The sequence below is a fragment of the Streptomyces daliensis genome, assembly GCF_054782395.1.
Genome location: NZ_BAAGSO010000106.1, coordinates 38,709 through 54,348, shown reverse-complemented (window position 1 = coordinate 54,348; position 15,640 = coordinate 38,709). Strand labels below are relative to the sequence as shown.

At 72.6% G+C, this 15,640-nt stretch carries 13 protein-coding genes and 1 pseudogene; 5 read left to right on the top strand and 9 right to left on the bottom strand.

Annotated features, from left to right (window positions below; genetic code table 11):
* Positions 1–188: 188 nt before the first annotated feature.
* From ACYVOO_RS27915 to ACYVOO_RS27900, 4 genes are all read left to right on the top strand, one after another.
* Entirely contained in the window at positions 189–1,085 is an 897-nt protein-coding gene (locus ACYVOO_RS27915) for an SIS domain-containing protein (protein WP_461018478.1), read from the top strand.
* Between the two features lie 113 nt (positions 1,086–1,198).
* On the top strand, positions 1,199–2,047 hold the full coding sequence (locus ACYVOO_RS27910; RefSeq protein ID WP_461018477.1) for a class II fructose-bisphosphate aldolase: 849 nt from the start codon (positions 1,199–1,201) through the stop codon (positions 2,045–2,047).
* Positions 2,048–2,088: 41 nt separating this feature from the next.
* A complete protein-coding gene (locus ACYVOO_RS27905) occupies positions 2,089–2,886 on the top strand; it encodes a DeoR/GlpR family DNA-binding transcription regulator (protein ID WP_461018476.1) in 798 nt (265 codons plus the stop codon).
* 79 nt (positions 2,887–2,965) lie between these two features.
* Positions 2,966–4,519, top strand: coding sequence for an oxidoreductase (locus tag ACYVOO_RS27900; protein WP_461018475.1), 1,554 nt, complete (start codon positions 2,966–2,968; stop codon positions 4,517–4,519).
* A gap of 130 nt (positions 4,520–4,649) precedes the next feature.
* Here ACYVOO_RS27900 and ACYVOO_RS27895 read toward each other — a convergent pair whose 3' ends face one another.
* From ACYVOO_RS27895 to ACYVOO_RS27880, 4 genes are all read right to left on the bottom strand, one after another.
* Positions 4,650–6,311, bottom strand: a complete 1,662-nt coding sequence (locus tag ACYVOO_RS27895; RefSeq protein WP_461018770.1) for an MFS transporter — start codon at positions 6,309–6,311, stop codon at positions 4,650–4,652.
* A 74-nt stretch (positions 6,312–6,385) separates the two neighbouring features.
* Positions 6,386–7,327 carry a dihydrodipicolinate synthase family protein gene (locus tag ACYVOO_RS27890; protein ID WP_461018474.1) on the bottom strand — a complete coding sequence of 314 codons (942 nt, stop codon included), beginning with the start codon at positions 7,325–7,327 and terminating at the stop codon, positions 6,386–6,388.
* Positions 7,328–7,518: 191 nt separating this feature from the next.
* Positions 7,519–8,214, bottom strand: a complete 696-nt coding sequence (locus ACYVOO_RS27885; protein WP_461018473.1) for an endonuclease V — start codon at positions 8,212–8,214, stop codon at positions 7,519–7,521.
* A 71-nt stretch (positions 8,215–8,285) separates the two neighbouring features.
* Positions 8,286–9,566 carry a WD40/YVTN/BNR-like repeat-containing protein gene (locus tag ACYVOO_RS27880; protein ID WP_461018472.1) on the bottom strand — a complete coding sequence of 427 codons (1,281 nt, stop codon included), beginning with the start codon at positions 9,564–9,566 and terminating at the stop codon, positions 8,286–8,288.
* Between the two features lie 189 nt (positions 9,567–9,755).
* On the opposite strand from ACYVOO_RS27880, the gene ACYVOO_RS27875 reads away from it, so the two are divergent.
* A complete protein-coding gene (locus ACYVOO_RS27875; RefSeq protein WP_461018471.1) occupies positions 9,756–11,513 on the top strand; it encodes a CoA transferase in 1,758 nt (585 codons plus the stop codon).
* A gap of 65 nt (positions 11,514–11,578) precedes the next feature.
* On the opposite strand, the gene ACYVOO_RS27870 is transcribed toward ACYVOO_RS27875, so the two are convergent.
* From ACYVOO_RS27870 to ACYVOO_RS27850, 5 genes and pseudogenes are all read right to left on the bottom strand, one after another.
* A complete protein-coding gene (locus ACYVOO_RS27870) occupies positions 11,579–12,487 on the bottom strand; it encodes a DUF1707 SHOCT-like domain-containing protein (RefSeq protein ID WP_461018470.1) in 909 nt (302 codons plus the stop codon).
* A gap of 47 nt (positions 12,488–12,534) precedes the next feature.
* Complete coding sequence (locus ACYVOO_RS27865; protein WP_461018469.1) at positions 12,535–13,026, bottom strand: hypothetical protein; 492 nt, start codon at positions 13,024–13,026, stop codon at positions 12,535–12,537.
* A 308-nt stretch (positions 13,027–13,334) separates the two neighbouring features.
* Positions 13,335–13,802: pseudogene (locus ACYVOO_RS27860) on the bottom strand (lysophospholipid acyltransferase family protein); the annotation flags it as partial.
* 171 nt (positions 13,803–13,973) lie between these two features.
* Positions 13,974–14,795: a GNAT family N-acetyltransferase gene (locus ACYVOO_RS27855; RefSeq protein WP_461018468.1), complete on the bottom strand. Its 822-nt coding sequence runs from the start codon at positions 14,793–14,795 to the stop codon at positions 13,974–13,976.
* A gap of 176 nt (positions 14,796–14,971) precedes the next feature.
* Entirely contained in the window at positions 14,972–15,571 is a 600-nt protein-coding gene (locus ACYVOO_RS27850; protein WP_453346114.1) for a glycoside hydrolase family 25 protein, read from the bottom strand.
* Positions 15,572–15,640 lie beyond the last annotated feature (69 nt).

The following is a 15,640-nucleotide window of genomic DNA, read 5'->3' as shown; positions in this document are numbered from 1 at the left end:
GCGCGGACTCATCCGGCCGCTCACCTGCGACAAAGCGCCTGTCAGGCGCGGAACATGACGGGTCTTCGGCGCCGATTCGCTCGCCAGTTCACCCGCACGAGGGATGGAATCCGCGCACTGCCGATGCTTAATATTGATTGCAGCAAGGCTTGAACAATCAATTCGCATCAAGAGGGGCGGGGCAGCTCATGAGTGAGTCCGTGCACATGGAACGGGAACTGCGGAGTCAGCCGGAGACCTGGCGGGAGGCCGCGCGTATCGGAGCGTCCAGGCCGCCGTTGCCGAAGGAGGGTCAGCGTGTCGCGGTCGTGGGATGCGGCACCTCATGGTTCATGGCCCAGTCGTACGCGTCGCTGCGCGAGGCGGCGGGGCTGGGGGTGACGGACGCGTTCGCCGCGTCCGAGGCTTTCCTCGGCACCGACCGCGGTTATGACGCACTGGTGGCGATCACCCGTTCCGGCACCACGACCGAGGTCCTGAGGCTGCTCGAATCGGTCAAGGGACGCATCCCGACGGTGACCGTGCTGGGGGACCAGGACACTCCCGCGACGGAACTGTCCGACGAGGTCGTCGCCCTGCCCTTCGCGGATGAGAGGTCCGTCGTCCAGACCCGTTTCGCGACGACCGCCCTCGCCCTGCTCCGCGCCCACCTGGGCGAGGACCTGACGGCCTCGGTGGGCGACGCCGAGGAAGCGCTGGCCTGCCCCGTCGAGGAGGAGTGGGTGGACGCCGAGCAGTTCTCCTTCCTCGGCACCGGCTGGACCGTCGGCCTGGCCAACGAGGCGGCGCTGAAGATGCGCGAGGCGTCCCAGAGCTGGACGGAGTCCTATCCCGCCATGGAGTACCGGCACGGGCCGATATCCATCGCGGCACCGGGACGCGTCACCTGGCTCTTCGGCCCCTCACCGGCGGGGCTGGAGTCGGAGGTGGCACGCACCGGTGCCCGGTTCGTGTCCCACGGCCGCGATCCGATGGCCGATCTGGTGCTGGTGCAGCGTGTCGCCCTGGAGCGGGCGCGCGCTCGCGGGCTGGATCCGGACAACCCGCGCAGCCTGACCCGCTCCGTGATGCTCGACGGTTCCTGACCGAACGTCGGCGCGCCCCGGCCCGCGGCCCGGCCGAGGTCTCCTGCCCCCGTCCGGTCCCGCCCTGGCCTTCGCCCTCCCCTCCGTCCGCCACACAAGGGAAGTTCACGCCCATGCCCCTCGTCTCCACCGCGTCCGTCGTCGACGCGGCCCGCGCCTCGGGAGCCGGTGCCGCCGCGTTCAACGTCATCCATCTGGAAACGGCCGAGGCCCTCGTCTCCGCGGCCGAGCGCACCGGGATACCCCTCATCCTCCAGATCAGCGAGAACTGCGTCCGCTACCACGGTGGCCTGCTGCCGCTCACCCGCGCCACGCTGGCCCTCGCCGAGGCGGCCGAAGCCGATGTCTCCGTGCACTTGGACCACATCACCGATCCCGCCCTGGTGCACGAGGGCATCGGGGCCGGAGTGGGCTCGGTGATGGTGGACGCCTCGGCCCTCCCCTATGAGGAGAACGTCGCGGTGACGGCGGAGCTGACGGCCTGGTGCCATGAGCGCGGTGCCTATGTCGAGGCGGAGCTGGGCGAGGTGGGCGGCAAGGACGGGGTGCACGCCCCTGGGGCCCGTACGGATCCGGCCGAGGCGCTGGCCTTCGTGGGTGCCACGGGTGTGGATGCCCTCGCCGTGGCGGTCGGCTCCTCGCACGCCATGCGGGAGCGGACCACCGTCCTCGACAAGGAGCTGATCCGGTCGCTGCGGGAGACACTGCCGGTGCCGTTGGTGCTGCACGGTTCGTCGGGTGTGCCGGACGAGGAGCTGCGGGCCGCGATAGCGGCGGGCATGACGAAGATCAACATATCCACGCATCTGGTGTCGGTCTTCACCGGGGAGGTGCGGAGTGTGCTGGCCCAGGACCCCACGCTCGTCGATTCGCGGAAGTATGTGGGCCCCGCCCGTGAGGCGGTGGCGAGGGAGGCCGCGCGGCTGCTGCGCCTTCTCGGGGCTCCCGCGGTGGCCGGATAGGCTCGCCGACGCAACCGACCGACGCGGGAGAAGAAGAACCAGTGAAGCGCCATGAGCGGATGAACGCCCTGCTTGAGCTGCTCGGGGAGCGCGGCCGTGTCGATGTCGAGGAGGCCGCCACCGCGCTGGAGGTGTCGGCGGCGACGATGCGGCGTGACATGGACACCCTGGCCGACCAGCAACTGCTGACCCGGACCAGGGGCGGGGCGGTGCTCAGCTCCGTCGCCTACGACCTGCCCATCCGCTACAAGCGGGGCCATCACGCCTCGGGGAAGCAGGCCGTGGCGCAGGCGGCGGCGAAGCTGGTCGAGCGAGGCAATGTGGTCGGCCTCAGCGGCGGCACCACCACGACGGAGATCGCCCGGACACTGGCCACCCGTCCGGAGTTCTCCGAGCCGGGACCGCAGCCGCATCTGACCGTCGTCACCAACTCGCTCAACATCGCCAACGAACTGGCGGTCCGCCCCCAGATCAAGATCGTGCTGACCGGCGGGGTCGCACACTCCCGCTCCTTCGAACTGATCGGGCCGTTCAGCGAGCTGGTGCTTCAGCAGATCTCCCTGGACATCGCCTTCATCGGCGCCAACGGGGTGGACCCGGTGATGGGGGCGACGGTTCACGACGAGGCCGAGGCCAGGGTCAACCGTCTGATGGCCGAGAGGGCGTCACGGGCTGTGGTGGTGGCCGACTCCCTCAAGGTCGGCGAGCGGTGCTTCGCCAGGATCGGCGGCGCCGACGTCTTCGACACGTTCATCACGGACGCGGGAGTGAAGGAGGGGGTACGTCGCGAGTTCACCGAGCACGGGTTGCGTGTGGTGACGGCCAGGCCGGAGGAGTAAGAACCCCCAACAGGTTGGGCCGCCTCCGGTCCACGCGGTGGGCGAGTGGAGCGCGAAGGGAGATCACTACTCTGCACGAGTGCTCTCATACGACGAGTTGACTTCACCGGAGCGTGCGTTGTGGGACGCGTTCCCCGAGGGACGCCGCGTGGACCTGCGCACAGGTGCACCAGAGGACAACCGGGTCGCCGAGGGTGGGCGGTGGGGCCCTGAGCGGACGGTTCGGGCCGCGGTGATCGCAGAGCTGCTCCTCGGCGCGAACACCGCGCAGCCAGGCGCCGTAGCGTGCTTGCGGCTCGCCGGGGCACGGATAACCGGGCGCCTCGATCTGGCCGGGGCGCAGATCGCTTATGCCCTCTGGCTCAAGGGCTGCTGGCTCGAGGAGTCGGTGGACCTGCTGGGGGCGTCGACACAGACGCTCGTGATCACGGGCAGCCGCGTACCGGGCATCGAAGCCTATTCGGCCCGCCTCGAGGGCACGCTCGACCTGCGGCACTCCGTGGTGGAAAGCCTCGCCTCCTCGCCCTTCAACCATGTGAGCACCGCACTGTCCCTGAGCGATGCCCTGGTGACCGGCGGCATGCTCCTGAACGGGACCGAGGTCAGCGCGCCCGGAGGATGGGCCGTGGCCGCAGGCGGCCTGGTCATGGAAGGAGGCGTGACCTGCCGGGGCGGGTTCGTCGCGCGTGGCGAAGTGCGGCTGCTGGGCGCGCAGTTGCCGGGCGGACTGTTCATGCAGGGTGCGCACCTGGTGAGCCCCGGGCCACACGGGACGGCGCTCGCCCTGGACAACGCCGTGGCCTCAACGCTCGACTTCTCCGACGGGTTCACCGCGAACGGGACCGTACGACTGCGGGGCGCCCGTATCTCGGACAATCTGACCTTCGAAGGAGCCGTTCTGAACGGGCCGCCCGGCGATGGCCCGTCCTTGGTCGCCCTGCGGATGCAGGCCGTCGACCTCGACTTCACCCCTGCCCAGCCTCCGTCGGGCACCGTGGATCTGCGGGGCGCGCAGGTGTCTCATCTCCACGACAGCCGCAACAGCTGGCCGGACGTGGTGGAGCTGGACGGCTTCGTCTACGGCTCCGTCAAGGCGGTCGAGGCGGGCGAGCGGCGGGAGGCGGTGGGGCGGCGGGACTTCGTGGCCCACCGTGTGGCGTGGATACGGCGCAGCCCGGGCTACAACCCCCAGCCCTATGAGCAGTTGGCGAGCTGGTACCGGAAGGACGGCCATGACGACGACGCCCGCCGCGTTCTCCTGGCCAAGCAGCGCCATCGGCGTCGGACCCTGTCCCCGGCGGCGCGTGTGTGCGGGCACCTGCTCGACGCGACGGTCGGCTATGGCTACCGCCCGTGGCTGGCCGGCGTCTGGCTCCTCGCGCTGACCTTGCTGGGCACGCTGTCCTTCGGCGCCCACTCCCCGCACCCGGTCAAACAGGGCGAGGGCGCCCCGTTCCACCCCCTCGTCTACACACTCGACCTCTTGATCCCCATCGGCGGCCTGGGGCAGCGCACTGCCTGGTACTGGACGGACGGCGGTCTCCAGTGGCTGGCCTACCTGCTGATCGCCTTCGGCTGGCTGCTGACGACCGCCGTCATCGCGGGCGTCACCCGCGCCTTGCAGAAGAACTAACGGCCGGCAACTGAACTCGGAGCCGGTCCGGATGCCGCTCGCGTCCCGGGTACCGGGTCCCGGGTACCGGGGCCGACGCTCGGCCCTGGGCAACGGCGACTCGGTCAGCGCCCGCGAGGGGCGCGGGCGGTCAGTCCGCCGGCCTGGGTTTCTGAGTCGCCGTCACCGCGGCGAGGTGGTCCTCGGTGACGTCGTGGTGGCCGGTGCGGCGGAGCAGGTAGCGGTTGAGGCGATAGGGCACGTTGAGACCGACGAGCACGATGACGAGTGTCGTCAGCCCGAAGGTCAGGATGGCGAGCGACTGCGCCAGCGTCATGCCCTCGGCCAGTTCGGCGCCCATCACGGGGGCGACGGCGCCGCCGAGAGCGCCCACGTTGTAGACGAACCCCAGCGAGGCAGCGCGGGTCTCGACCGGGAAGTGACCCGCGATGTACTTCGGCAGCAGCCCCGAGATGCCCTGGCTCAGTGCGAGCAGCCCGAAGAGCAGCACGCCCAGCCCCACCAGGCTGTTCTGCACCGCGAACACGGGAAAGACGAAGGCGAGGGAGGCGAGGAGGGTGAGGGCGTAGGCGCGGCGGGTGCCCAGCCAGTCGCCGACGAATCCGGCGAGCCAGCAGCCCAGCATGGTGCCGAACCCCGCGTAGTACATGACGTCGGTGACCTCGTCGGCGCCGTAGCCCAGTTCGGTCTTCAGATAGGTCGGGAGGAGTGACTGTATGGGCCAGGAGTAGAGGAAGGCGCAGAAGACGGTCACCATCAGGGCCACGTAGACCACCCAGCTCCGACGGCCTCCGAGCTGGACGGCGAAGGCGATCAGGCACCCGGCGGCGACCAGCGCCAGCGGCCAGGTGAGTCCCGCGGCCAGTGGGGTGAAGACGAGGAAGAGGGCGACGGTCGCCAGGATCGCGAGCACGGAGTTGGCCACCGCGCGGCGCGGGTCGCCGAAGAGGGGGCGGAAGGGGTTGGGGCGCCGTGGCGGGCCGCCCCGGACCGCTGCCGTGGCCGGTCCGCTCTCGCCCGTGCCAGGGGTCGCGGCCGGTGCCGGTACCGGTGCCGGTTCCTGTGCCGGTGCCTGTGCCTGTGCCTGTGCCGGTGTCTCGGCTGTTGGTGCCGGTGCTGCTGTCGGTGGCGAGGGTGGTGCGTCCAGCTTGTCCTGCCCGTCGAAGGTGCCGGGCCCGGCCGGTTCGCCTGCGCCCGGCGCTTCGCCTCCGGGGACGGTGCCGGTACGGGTACCCGTGCCGTGGACCTCCGCCTGCCAGTCGCCCGCTTCGGGGAGCGCCCGGCGCACCCACAGCGCCACCACGATCGGCAGCACGCCTATCCAGAACATCCAGCGCCAGCCGAGGCTGGGGACGACCCACTTGTAGACCTCGGCGGCGAGGACGGTGCCCGCCGCGTAGCCGGAGATGAGGAAGCCGGAGGCGCGGTTGCGCATGCGGACGGGCCAGCTCTCCAGCACATACGTGGCGCTGGCGCTGTACTCCCCCGCCATGCCCATCCCGATGGCGAGGCGGGCGGCGAAGAGGCTGTGGTAGTTCCAGGCGAAGCCGCAGGCGAAAGTGCCCAGCGAGTAGAGCAGGATGCTGGCGATCATCGCGGGCTTGCGCCCGTAGCGGTCGCCCATGCCGCCGAGCAGCGCGCCGCCGAGCCACCGGGTGATGAAGGCACCCGACACCAGGCTCGCCGCCTCCACCGTGCTCAGTCCGAACTCGTCGGCTATCTCGGTGAGGACGAGTGTGATGAGGACGAAGTCGAAGCCGTCGAGGAGATAGCCGAGCCAGGCGGCGAACATCGACTTCCATTGCGTACGGGAGACCTCGCGGTACCAAGGCAGCGCGGCGGGTGTACGGGAGGCGGGAGACCCGGTCACAGCAGCCCCGCCTCCTCCAGCAGCGCGCCGACCCGCTTCACGGCCGTCGCGTCCAGGGGGACCTGGGGAGGGGCGGTGGCCGCGCAGTCGATGACGCCCAGCAGCCGCAGCCCGGCCTTGAAGGCGCCGATCGCGGACGAGTTGCGGCCCATGGTGTCCTCGGGGCCCACGTCGGTGAGGGCGAACAGCGCGGCGAGCCTGTCCTGTTCCTCGGCGGCCTCGCGCCAGCGTCCGGCGCGGGCGTGGGCGTAGAGCCGCGCGTAGCCGTCCGGGTCCAGGTTGCCGAGGCCGGGAACGACCCCGTGCGCACCGGCCAGCAGCGCGCCGTCGACGGCGAGTTCGGAGCCGGTGAGCACGGAGAAGCGCTCCAGCAGGCCGCGTTGCCGCAGGCTGACGAGGAGCCGTCGTAGAGCTCCGTCGTCGCCGCTGCTGTCCTTCAGCCCGGCCAGGGTGCCGTCCTCGGCGAGTTCGAGAACGGTGGCGGCGGCGAGCTTGTGGTGCACGGCCACCGGGATGTCGTACGCGAACAGCGGGAGCGGGACGGCGGCGCGGATGCGGCGGAAGTGCCCGGCGACCTCGACGGGGTGGGTGCGCGTGTAGAAGGGCGCGGTGGCGACGAGCGCGTCGGCGCCCGCGTCCACGGCCCTGCGTGCCTGATCGAGCACGCGGGGCGTGGTCATGTCGATGACCCCCGCGAGTACGGGTACCTCGCCGTCGGCCGCTTCGACCACGGTACGCAGGACGGTGTCGCGTTGTACGTCGCTCAGATACGCGGTCTCGCCGCTGGAGCCGAGGGCGAACAGCGCCCGCGCGCCCGCCCTGACCAGCCGCTGGGCCAGTGCGCGCAGACCCGCCGTGTCGATCTCGCCTTCGTGCGTCAGCGGAGTGCACAGCGGCGGGACGATCCCGGTGAGCGGCACGGGAAGCGGACACGACATCGCGGCTCCAACACAGGATGACTGCGGCTAAATTGGACATGGGACGTCCCATGTCATCGCTGAATGTCCTCCGCCAGGCGGCGGGTGTCAAGGTTTGACGCCCGTTCAGACAGGCGCCACTTCCCATCTGTTCGGACCGTGGTCAGACGCCCAAACGCCCAGGCACTCAGAACCCTCAGTGCCCGGAGGGCTCAGGCGCTCTCGCGCAGGGCGCGTCGGCACAGCGCGTCTGCGCGGCGCGTGGTCTCAGGGAGCCGGTAGTCGGGGGCCAGGCTCAGCGTGTGCGCGCAGGCGCTGTCCAGGCTGACGCGGTGGCCGACCGAGACGAAGACCGGCTTCACACCGCGCCTCGTGCGCAGCGCGCGCCCGACCTCTTCCGTCCCGTCGAGCAGCGCGGCGCTGTCGCCACGGTCCGGGCCGACCACGCCGTGCCGGAACACGAACGGGTTCTTCGCGACGCCGATCACCGGCAGCCCCGTGAGCACGCCCAGGTGGCTGGCGAGACCGAAACGGCGCGGGTGGGCGCGTCCGTAGCCGTCGCACACGAGGAGGTCGGGTGCGCGCCCGAGCCGTCGGCCCAGCTCGTCGAGCGCGTCCCGCAGCGCGGGGATCTCCCGGAAGGCGAGCAGCCCCGGCACATACGGGAAGGCCACCCGGCCGGTGGCGGTGGCCTCTTCGACGACCTCCAAGGTCGCCGCGTCGAGGGCGACGGCGGCAGCGGCGACCACGTCCCGCGCGTCGTCGTACGCGACGTCCAGACCGACCGCGATCGTTCCCGCTGCGCCGGGGGCCGGGGACTGGTCGGTCTCCTCGACCTGGGTACGCAGGGAGTCCTGCACTGCTAGCGCTTCGGCCTCGGTACGGGGCCAGTCCTGGGAGCCGCTCATGGGGGCGTCACGCTACCGCAATGATGATCATCGCGCCCGGCCGTCGACGCCGTCAGCGCCTTCCGCCGCCGTCAGCCCTGTGACGGCGCTCCCGACGCTCCCGGCTCCAGGCGGGCCACGCGCCCCTTCTCCCCCGCCGCCCAGCAGGCGCGGGCCGCGTCCGCGCAGTCGACCGTGTCGTAGGAACCGCCGTCCACCGTGTGCCAGGTGCGTCCGGCGTCGAGGCTGAGGTCGGTGCCGGTGGGGCCGACCGCGAGGGCGGCCGAGCGGGTGCCGGGCAGCCAGGCGACCCCCGAGCGGTACGCGGGGACCGGGCGGTCGCTCGCCCGCCATGTGGCGCCGCCGTCACGGCTCACGGCCGAGGCGTCGGGCGAGCGCTCACCGGCGCGGTAGTCACCGCCGACGGCCAGGCCCCGCACCTGCCCGGCGCCCCCGTGCCCGTGCCCATGCCCGTGCCCCTGGCCCGTGAAGGCGAGGCCGAAGACGCCGCGCGCGGAGTGGCCCGCTGGCACGGGCGCCTCGGACGCGGTCCAGTTCCTGCCGCGGTCGGCCGAGTGGTAGATCCGCGCGGTGGCACCGCCGCCGCTCGCCATCCACACGTCATCACCCGAACGGGTACCGCGCCCCTCGCCCCGCGCGCCCTCCGCCGTGACGAGGCACTGGCCGCTCGCCGCGAAGTTGGCCTCTCCGGGCAGCGCTTCGGGCATCCCGTCGGAGGGCAGCACCCGCCAGCTCCGGCCGCCGTCCCGCGTACCGAGGACACGGAACGCGCCGTCGACCGGATCGCTGACGGCCAGGCCGTGGGACCGGTCGAAGAAGGTGAGGCAGTTGTAGAAGGCGGACGGTTCGTCGTTACGGAAAGTCTCCTTCCAGGTGGCGCCGCCGTCGTCCGTACGGAACACGCGCGACGCCTCGCCCTCCCCGATGGCGAGAACGACGGCCCGGTCCGGGCCGAACGCCTCCACGTCGCGGAACTCCAGGTCTTCCGCCCCGGGCGGCGACACGTCCGTCCAGCGCGTACCGCCGTCACGGGTCCGCAGGACCGTTCCCCCGCTGCCCGCGAGCCAGGCCGTCGAGCGGCTGACGGCGGCGAGTCCGCGGAAACGGGCCTCGCTCCCGCTGTCCTTGAGCGACCAGCCCCAGCCGCCCCGACTGTCCCGGCCGCCCTGGCCGCGCAGACCGCGCTGGCCGTCCCACGCGACAGAATCCACCCCGCCGCCGGACGCGCCGGACGCCCCCGACGGACTCGACGCGCCTGCCGCACCCGCCGCCGCCTGACCGCTTCCGAGCGCGGCACACACGGCAGCCCCGCACAGGGCCGCCACCACCAGTCGTCTCACCGTCATCGTCATCCCCTCGCCCCTCATGGCGCAGGAACCTAGCCGACTGACGCGGACCCGTCACGACTCCCACCGCTCCGGCCCCGATCGCCGACAGCTCCTGAGCCACCGTCAGCCGCGCCCCACGGCACCGCCATCCGTGGAGACACCGCCACTCGCGGCTGATACCTCTCACCTGGGCAAGGTGTCACAATGCCCGATATGGAGCGATCTTCAGCAGCGGTGACCAGCACGACCCGCGATGTCGAAGCGGGCCCCACACCCCGGAGGAGCGGCGCCGAGGACGGCATGAGCGAGACGGGCAGCACGGACGCCGCCCCCGAGGCGCCCCTCACGACGCCTGTCCCGGTTCCCGTTCCCGCACCCGCCGGGCCCGCGCAGCCGGAACCCCCCGTACCTGCCCGTACGGACGACGCCACGGCACACGCCTGGGCAGCGCTCGGCGGAGACCCCGCGCTGCTGGACCGCGTCTCGCTCGTACGCCGCCCCCGGCTGCTCCCCTCCAGGCTGCCGGTGCTGGAGCTGGCGCGTTCGACGGTGGCGGTGTGCTCGCTCGCAGCGGCCGAACTGGCGTCGGTAAGGGCCCACGGCACGGGCGGCACGGGCGAGACAGGCGGCACGAGCGGCGCGGACGGCGAGGGGCCCGAGGCGGCCGACGTGCCGTCCGTACGGGTCGACGACGGCGCCGTCGCCACCGCCTTCGTCAGCGAGCGCCAGCTGCGCGTCGACGGCCGCGAACCTGCGAACTTCGCACCGCTCTCCCGCTTCTGGCGCACGGCCGACGGCTGGCTGCGCACCCACGCGAACTACCCGCACCACCGCGCCCGGCTCCTCACGGCGCTCGGCCTCCAGGACGGCGCAGAAGAGGCAACGGCAGAGACCACGGAAAGGGCCACGGAGGCCGCGCTCGCCGAGCGGGTCGCCGCCGTGCTGGCCGAGCGGAAGGCGGTGGAGGTCGAGACCGAGGTGTACGCGGCGGGCGGCCTGGCCGTCGCCGTACGCACCCCGCACGACTGGGCGCGGCATCCGCAGGGCGCGGCGCTGACGCGGCAGCCGCTGCTGTCCGCGAAGCGCCTCGACCGCGCCCCGGTCCTCCCCTTCGCAGCCCCCTGCGCGACGTCCGGGGACGGCGCGCAGGGCCCGTCCGGCCGCCCCCTCGACGGCGTACGCGTGCTGGACCTGACCCGGGTCATCGCGGGCCCCGTCGCCAGCCGGACGCTCGCGCTGCTGGGCGCGAACGTCCTGCGCATCGACGCGCCGCAGCTCCCCGAGAGGCGGGACGCGCACGCGGACAGCGGCTTCGGCAAACGGTCCGCGCTGCTCGACCTGAGCGACCGCGCCGGGCAGGCCACCTTCGAGGAGCTGCTGTCCTCGGCGCATGTCGTCCTCACCGGGTACCGTCCCGGTGCCCTCGACCGCTTCGGCCTCGCGCCGGAGTCGCTGGCCGACCGGCGGCCGGGGCTGGTGGTGGGGCAGCTCAGCGCGTGGGGCGCGCACGGCCCGTGGCACAGACGGCGCGGGTTCGACAGCCTCGTACAGGCCGCGAGCGGCATCGCGGCCGTCGAGGCGGGGCCCGACGGCGCGCCCGGCGTTCTCCCGGCGCAGGCCCTCGACCACGGGAGCGGCTATCTGCTGGCGGCTGCCGTGCTGCGCTCCCTCACGGAGCAGCGGCGTGGCGCGAGCGGCTCCCGCGTGGTGCGGCTGGCGCTGGCGCGGACGGCTTCCTGGCTGCTGGGCGACGCGGCCCACACGTCGGGGACGGGGTCCGGTACCGGTAGCGGGGCGGAGGCGGCGGGCACCCACGGGCCAGCGCATGATCCCTCGCCCTGGCTCTCCGAGTGCTCCGGGCCGCTGGGACGACTGCGGTACGCGCTGTCCCCCGTCGGCTACGAGGGCGGCCCCGCCGACTGGTCACGTCCGCCCGGCGAACCCGGCACGGACGCCCCGGCCTGGCACTGAGCCGCGCTACTTCCTCCCCGGTCCCTCGTCCTCCGGCCCCTGTCCCGGTCGCCCGGCCCCGTGTGTCACTCCGCGGGGGCGGGCCCGGAGCCGTCGGCCCGATCTGCGCGATCGGCACGGTCCGGCGCGTCCGGTTCCCCGTAGGCCCCCCGTCCACGGCCGTGGCCGTGCCCGCGTCCGGGCCCGAGTGCGGGCCCGTGCCCGGACCCCAGCCCGTGCCGGTTGTCGCGTTCGCGACGGGACTCCCGGCGCTCACGACGGTCCAGCTCGCGCTGCTTCCTGCGCTCCTCGCGCCCTCGCAGCTTGTCCTCGCGACGCTGCCGCTTCTCCTCGCGGGTCAGCTTGCGCTCCGTCCCGACCCCGCCCCATACGGCGAGGCCGGTGACGACCACGCGGGGCGCGTCCGGACCACCGGTGTGCTCGCCGCTCGCGCTCGAGTCGAAGCCGCCCATGATGCCGATGCCGCGCACCTCGACCTCGACGTCCGACGGGACCACCACGTCGATGCCTCCCATGAAGACGAAGCACCGGATGACGACCTCGCGCTCCTCGAAGCGGGCCTCGCGCAGGTCCAGTTCGCCGCCGCCCATGATCGCGACGCCCGTGAAGGCGCGCGGCACCGTCCAGTTGCCCTTGCGGCCGAAGCCGCCCAGGATGCCGACGCCCCAACTCGACGTGCCCCGCCCGCCGATCCGCTCGGCGGCGCCGGGCCTGCGCGGGGCCGGGGCGCGCGAACCCGCCACCTGCCCGTATCCGTACCCGTGCCCCTTGACGAGAGAAGTGGCCCCCGGCGTGGGCAGATCGCGTACGAGCGGCTCCAACTCCCCGCGCGTACGGGCCCGGTAGGCGGAGTCGAGGCGTTCCTGGAACTCGTCGACCCCGAGCCGCCCCTCGGCCACGGCCTCCTTCAGCACGTCGGCGATCCGCTCGCGCTCCGCGTCCGAGGCCCGCATCTCGGGCAGTTCCTCCGTCATACGAAGCAGAGTACGCCCGGGAGTTCGGCCGTCGCCGTGGCTCGCGGCTACTCCGTGGCCGACAGCAGCTTCTCCGCGAGAAGGACCGCGCCGAAGCCGAGTGCCAGTACGCCCGTCGCCACCCGGGTACGGCCGCGGCGGCTGAGGACGATGGCGGTGCCGGAGAGGATGAGCGCGATGCCGTAGAAGCCGACGGTCAGGACAGACGGGGCGCTGTTGAGACGGATCACCAGGGCGACGGCCACGGCGATCATGACGGCGGCGGAGAGGACTATTCGTATGCGCCGTGCCTGGCGCGGGGTGAGCCCCGCTCTCTCACCCTCGGGCTCTCCCTCTCCCTCTCCCTCTCCCTCGTGTCCGTCCTCGCCGGGCTCGTCGTCGTACGCGCCCTCGTCGGGCGTGGGGCGGGGCTCGGGGTCGGGCTTGGTGTCGGGGGCGGCGTCCTCCCCGGTGTCCGCGCCGGTACCCGTACGGGTTTCGGCGTCGGACCCGGGGGCGGCGTCGGTGTCGGGTTTCGGGGCAGAGTTGGCTTCCGGCATGACGGGGACATTATCTGCCCACGCCAACGATTGTCGGCCGCGCCCGTCATTACGGACCCGTGAGCCGCCCTGGCCAGGGCCCGGCGGCAGGTGTGGTCGCGCACGGAGAGGGGCGGCAGCACGGTCACCTCGGCCACGAGGCCGCGGGCAGCCGTCACCCGTCGCAGCGAGGCGAACAGCGTGTCCTCGCCCACGAAAGCGGCCACGGTCGTGGGGTGGAGGGCGGCCCCGTGCCGGGTCAGATAGCGCACCGCAACGGGCCGCACGGGCACCCCCGCGTCCAGCGCGGCCTGGAAGAGCGCGGGACGGAACATGCCCGCTTCCGTGCCGCACCAGGTGCTGCCCTCGGGGAAGACGACGACCGTCGAACCGGCCCGCAGCGCCGCCGCGGCCTCGGCGACCGTGTCCGTCAGTGAGCGCAGCCGCGCCCGGTCGATGAAGAGGGTTCCGGCGCGGGCGGCCAGCGCGCCGAGCACCGGATACGCGCCGACCTCGGCCTTGGCCAGCATCCGGCCGGGGCGCACGGCGGCGACGAGGGGGACGTCGAGCCAGGAGACATGGTTGGCGACGACGAGTTCGGGCACGCGCCGCACCCCGAACGGCCCCGCACCCACGTCACCGCCCGCACTCGGGCCCTGACCCGGCGGCGTCCCCCGTACCCGTATCCGCAACCGCACCCCCGCCGCCCGCACCAGCGCGCGCGACCACCCCCGTACCGCAGCGCGTGTCGGACGCCCCGGCAGCAGCCGCACCACTGGCGCGGCCACGATGCCCATGAGCAGCACCGCCAGGAGGGCGGCGCCGCGCGCCGCCCGCCGCGCCGTGCCGACGGTGGGCGCGCCCTCGGGCACGCAGTCCGCCGTCGTACAGGGTGCGGTGGGCATCCACGCGTGGGCAGAAGGGGCAGGCAGAGCGGGAAGCGGCTTCTCACCGTCGCTCACGGCCGTTCACGCCGGGACGAGGGACAGGAAGTGGCGCAGATAGCGGGGATCGGCGTCGCGGAGCGACAGGAGGACGTAGAAGTCGGCGACCCCGAACTCGGGGTCGTGCGCGGGCTCCCCGCACACACGCGCGCCGAGCCTCAGATAGCCGCGCAGCAGCGGCGGCAGGGCGCGGCGTGCCAGAGCGGGGATGTCGTCGGACGGGGGACACCAGGGCAGCCGGGGAGTCACGCGGTGCTCCTCGGGCGTCAGGTGTGCCTCGTTCAGGGTCCGCCGCACCCCGGCGGCGAGCCGTCCGCCGTCGTCGAGGGGTACGGAGCAGCAGCCCGCGAGCCAGTTGTGTCCCGTACGGGTGAGGTAGCGGGCGATGCCCGCCCACATCAGGGCGATGACCGCGCCGTCCCTGTGCTCGGGGTGCACGCAGGAGCGGCCGACCTCGACCAGGTCGTCCCGCAGGGGCGCGAGGCGGTCGAGGGCGAACTCGCCGTCCGCGTAGAGCCGTCCGGCGACGGCGGCCCGCTCGGGCGGCAGCAGCCGGTAGGTGCCGACGACCTCGCCGGAGGCCGTCTCGGTCACGAGGAGGTGGTCGCAGTAGGCGTCGAAGGGGTCGATGTCGAGGCCGGGCTCGGGTGTGGTGAGGCGGGCTCCCATGCCGTCGGCGAAGACGGTGTGCCGCAGCCGCTGGGCCGCGCGCACCTCCGCCTCCTCGCGGGCGAGGGAGACCTCGTACCTGGCGGGCGCGGGAGCGGGCCCGGGAGCGGTTGCCGTAGCGGGGACGGGCGGTGCGGCCGGAGCGGAAGCCGGAGCGGAAGCGTACGACGGGGACACGGTGTGCTCTCCTGTACTGCGGGGACGGACCGTTCCCCTCCTTCTTGACCGCGCGGACTGGACTGGACGTGTCCATGTCGGGGAGCCCGGATGTGCGCTCCCTGAACACCAGCCCCGCGACCTCTCCGGCCCGTCCCCCGCAGCGACCCGCCAGCCCGTCCACCGGTCCGTCCCGCTCAGCCCTCCGCCAGCTCCTCCTCCACCTGCCGCCGGTCCTCCGTCGTCGAGCCGGTGCCGCCCGCCCACTCACGCAGCGCGGCGCGGCTGGCGAAGTCGCCGAGGTTCGTGTCGATGGGACTGCTCGTGTACTGGTGGAAGCGCCACGGGTGCTTGATGCCGGGCTTGCCCGGCTTCCCGTTGTAGTGCGCGATCCACAGGCCGTCGCCCGCGAAGGACGTCGTGTCGTGGTTCAGCCAGAAGTTGACGTTGCAGTACAGCAGCACCTTGTGGCCGGGAGCCTTCTCCTGGACGTACTTGATCCAGGTGTCCTTCTCCGAGTTGGTGACCGCCGAGTCCTCCCAGTCGAGGACGAGCATGTCACCGGCGACCAGGTTGATCTTCGAGAGGAAATAGTCGGCCTGGCCCTTGATGCTGCCCGACCTCCCGAAGTGGTAGAAGCCGGTGACCAGTCCGGCGTCCCGCGCCGTCTTGCGCTGCGCTACCCACTTGGGGTTGGTGTACGACCTACCCTCGGTGATCTTGATGAAGACGAAATCTAGACCCTTTGTGCTGTAGTTCTCGGACTGGTACGAGGCGACATCGACGCCTTTGATCACAGCGAACCACTTCTTCCTGTCGTGCCCGTGCGGATGACCGCGTCTGGATACCGGTCCGATACCCGGTAC

Excerpts from the sequence above, each read along its gene's own strand:
- ACYVOO_RS27915 (WP_461018478.1), top strand. The coding sequence starts at position 189 with ATGAGTGAGTCCGTGCACATGGAACGGGAACTGCGGAGTCAGCCGGAG.
- ACYVOO_RS27910 (WP_461018477.1), top strand. The coding sequence starts at position 1,199 with ATGCCCCTCGTCTCCACCGCGTCCGTCGTCGACGCGGCCCGCGCCTCG.
- ACYVOO_RS27895 (WP_461018770.1), bottom strand. The coding sequence starts at position 6,311 with ATGTTCGCCGCCTGGCTCGGCTATCTCCTCGACGGCTTCGACTTCGTC.
- ACYVOO_RS27890 (WP_461018474.1), bottom strand. The coding sequence starts at position 7,327 with ATGTCGTGTCCGCTTCCCGTGCCGCTCACCGGGATCGTCCCGCCGCTG.
- ACYVOO_RS27885 (WP_461018473.1), bottom strand. The coding sequence starts at position 8,214 with ATGAGCGGCTCCCAGGACTGGCCCCGTACCGAGGCCGAAGCGCTAGCA.
- ACYVOO_RS27880 (WP_461018472.1), bottom strand. The coding sequence starts at position 9,566 with ATGACGATGACGGTGAGACGACTGGTGGTGGCGGCCCTGTGCGGGGCT.
- ACYVOO_RS27875 (WP_461018471.1), top strand. The coding sequence starts at position 9,756 with ATGGAGCGATCTTCAGCAGCGGTGACCAGCACGACCCGCGATGTCGAA.
- ACYVOO_RS27870 (WP_461018470.1), bottom strand. The coding sequence starts at position 12,487 with ATGACGGAGGAACTGCCCGAGATGCGGGCCTCGGACGCGGAGCGCGAG.
- ACYVOO_RS27865 (WP_461018469.1), bottom strand. The coding sequence starts at position 13,026 with ATGCCGGAAGCCAACTCTGCCCCGAAACCCGACACCGACGCCGCCCCC.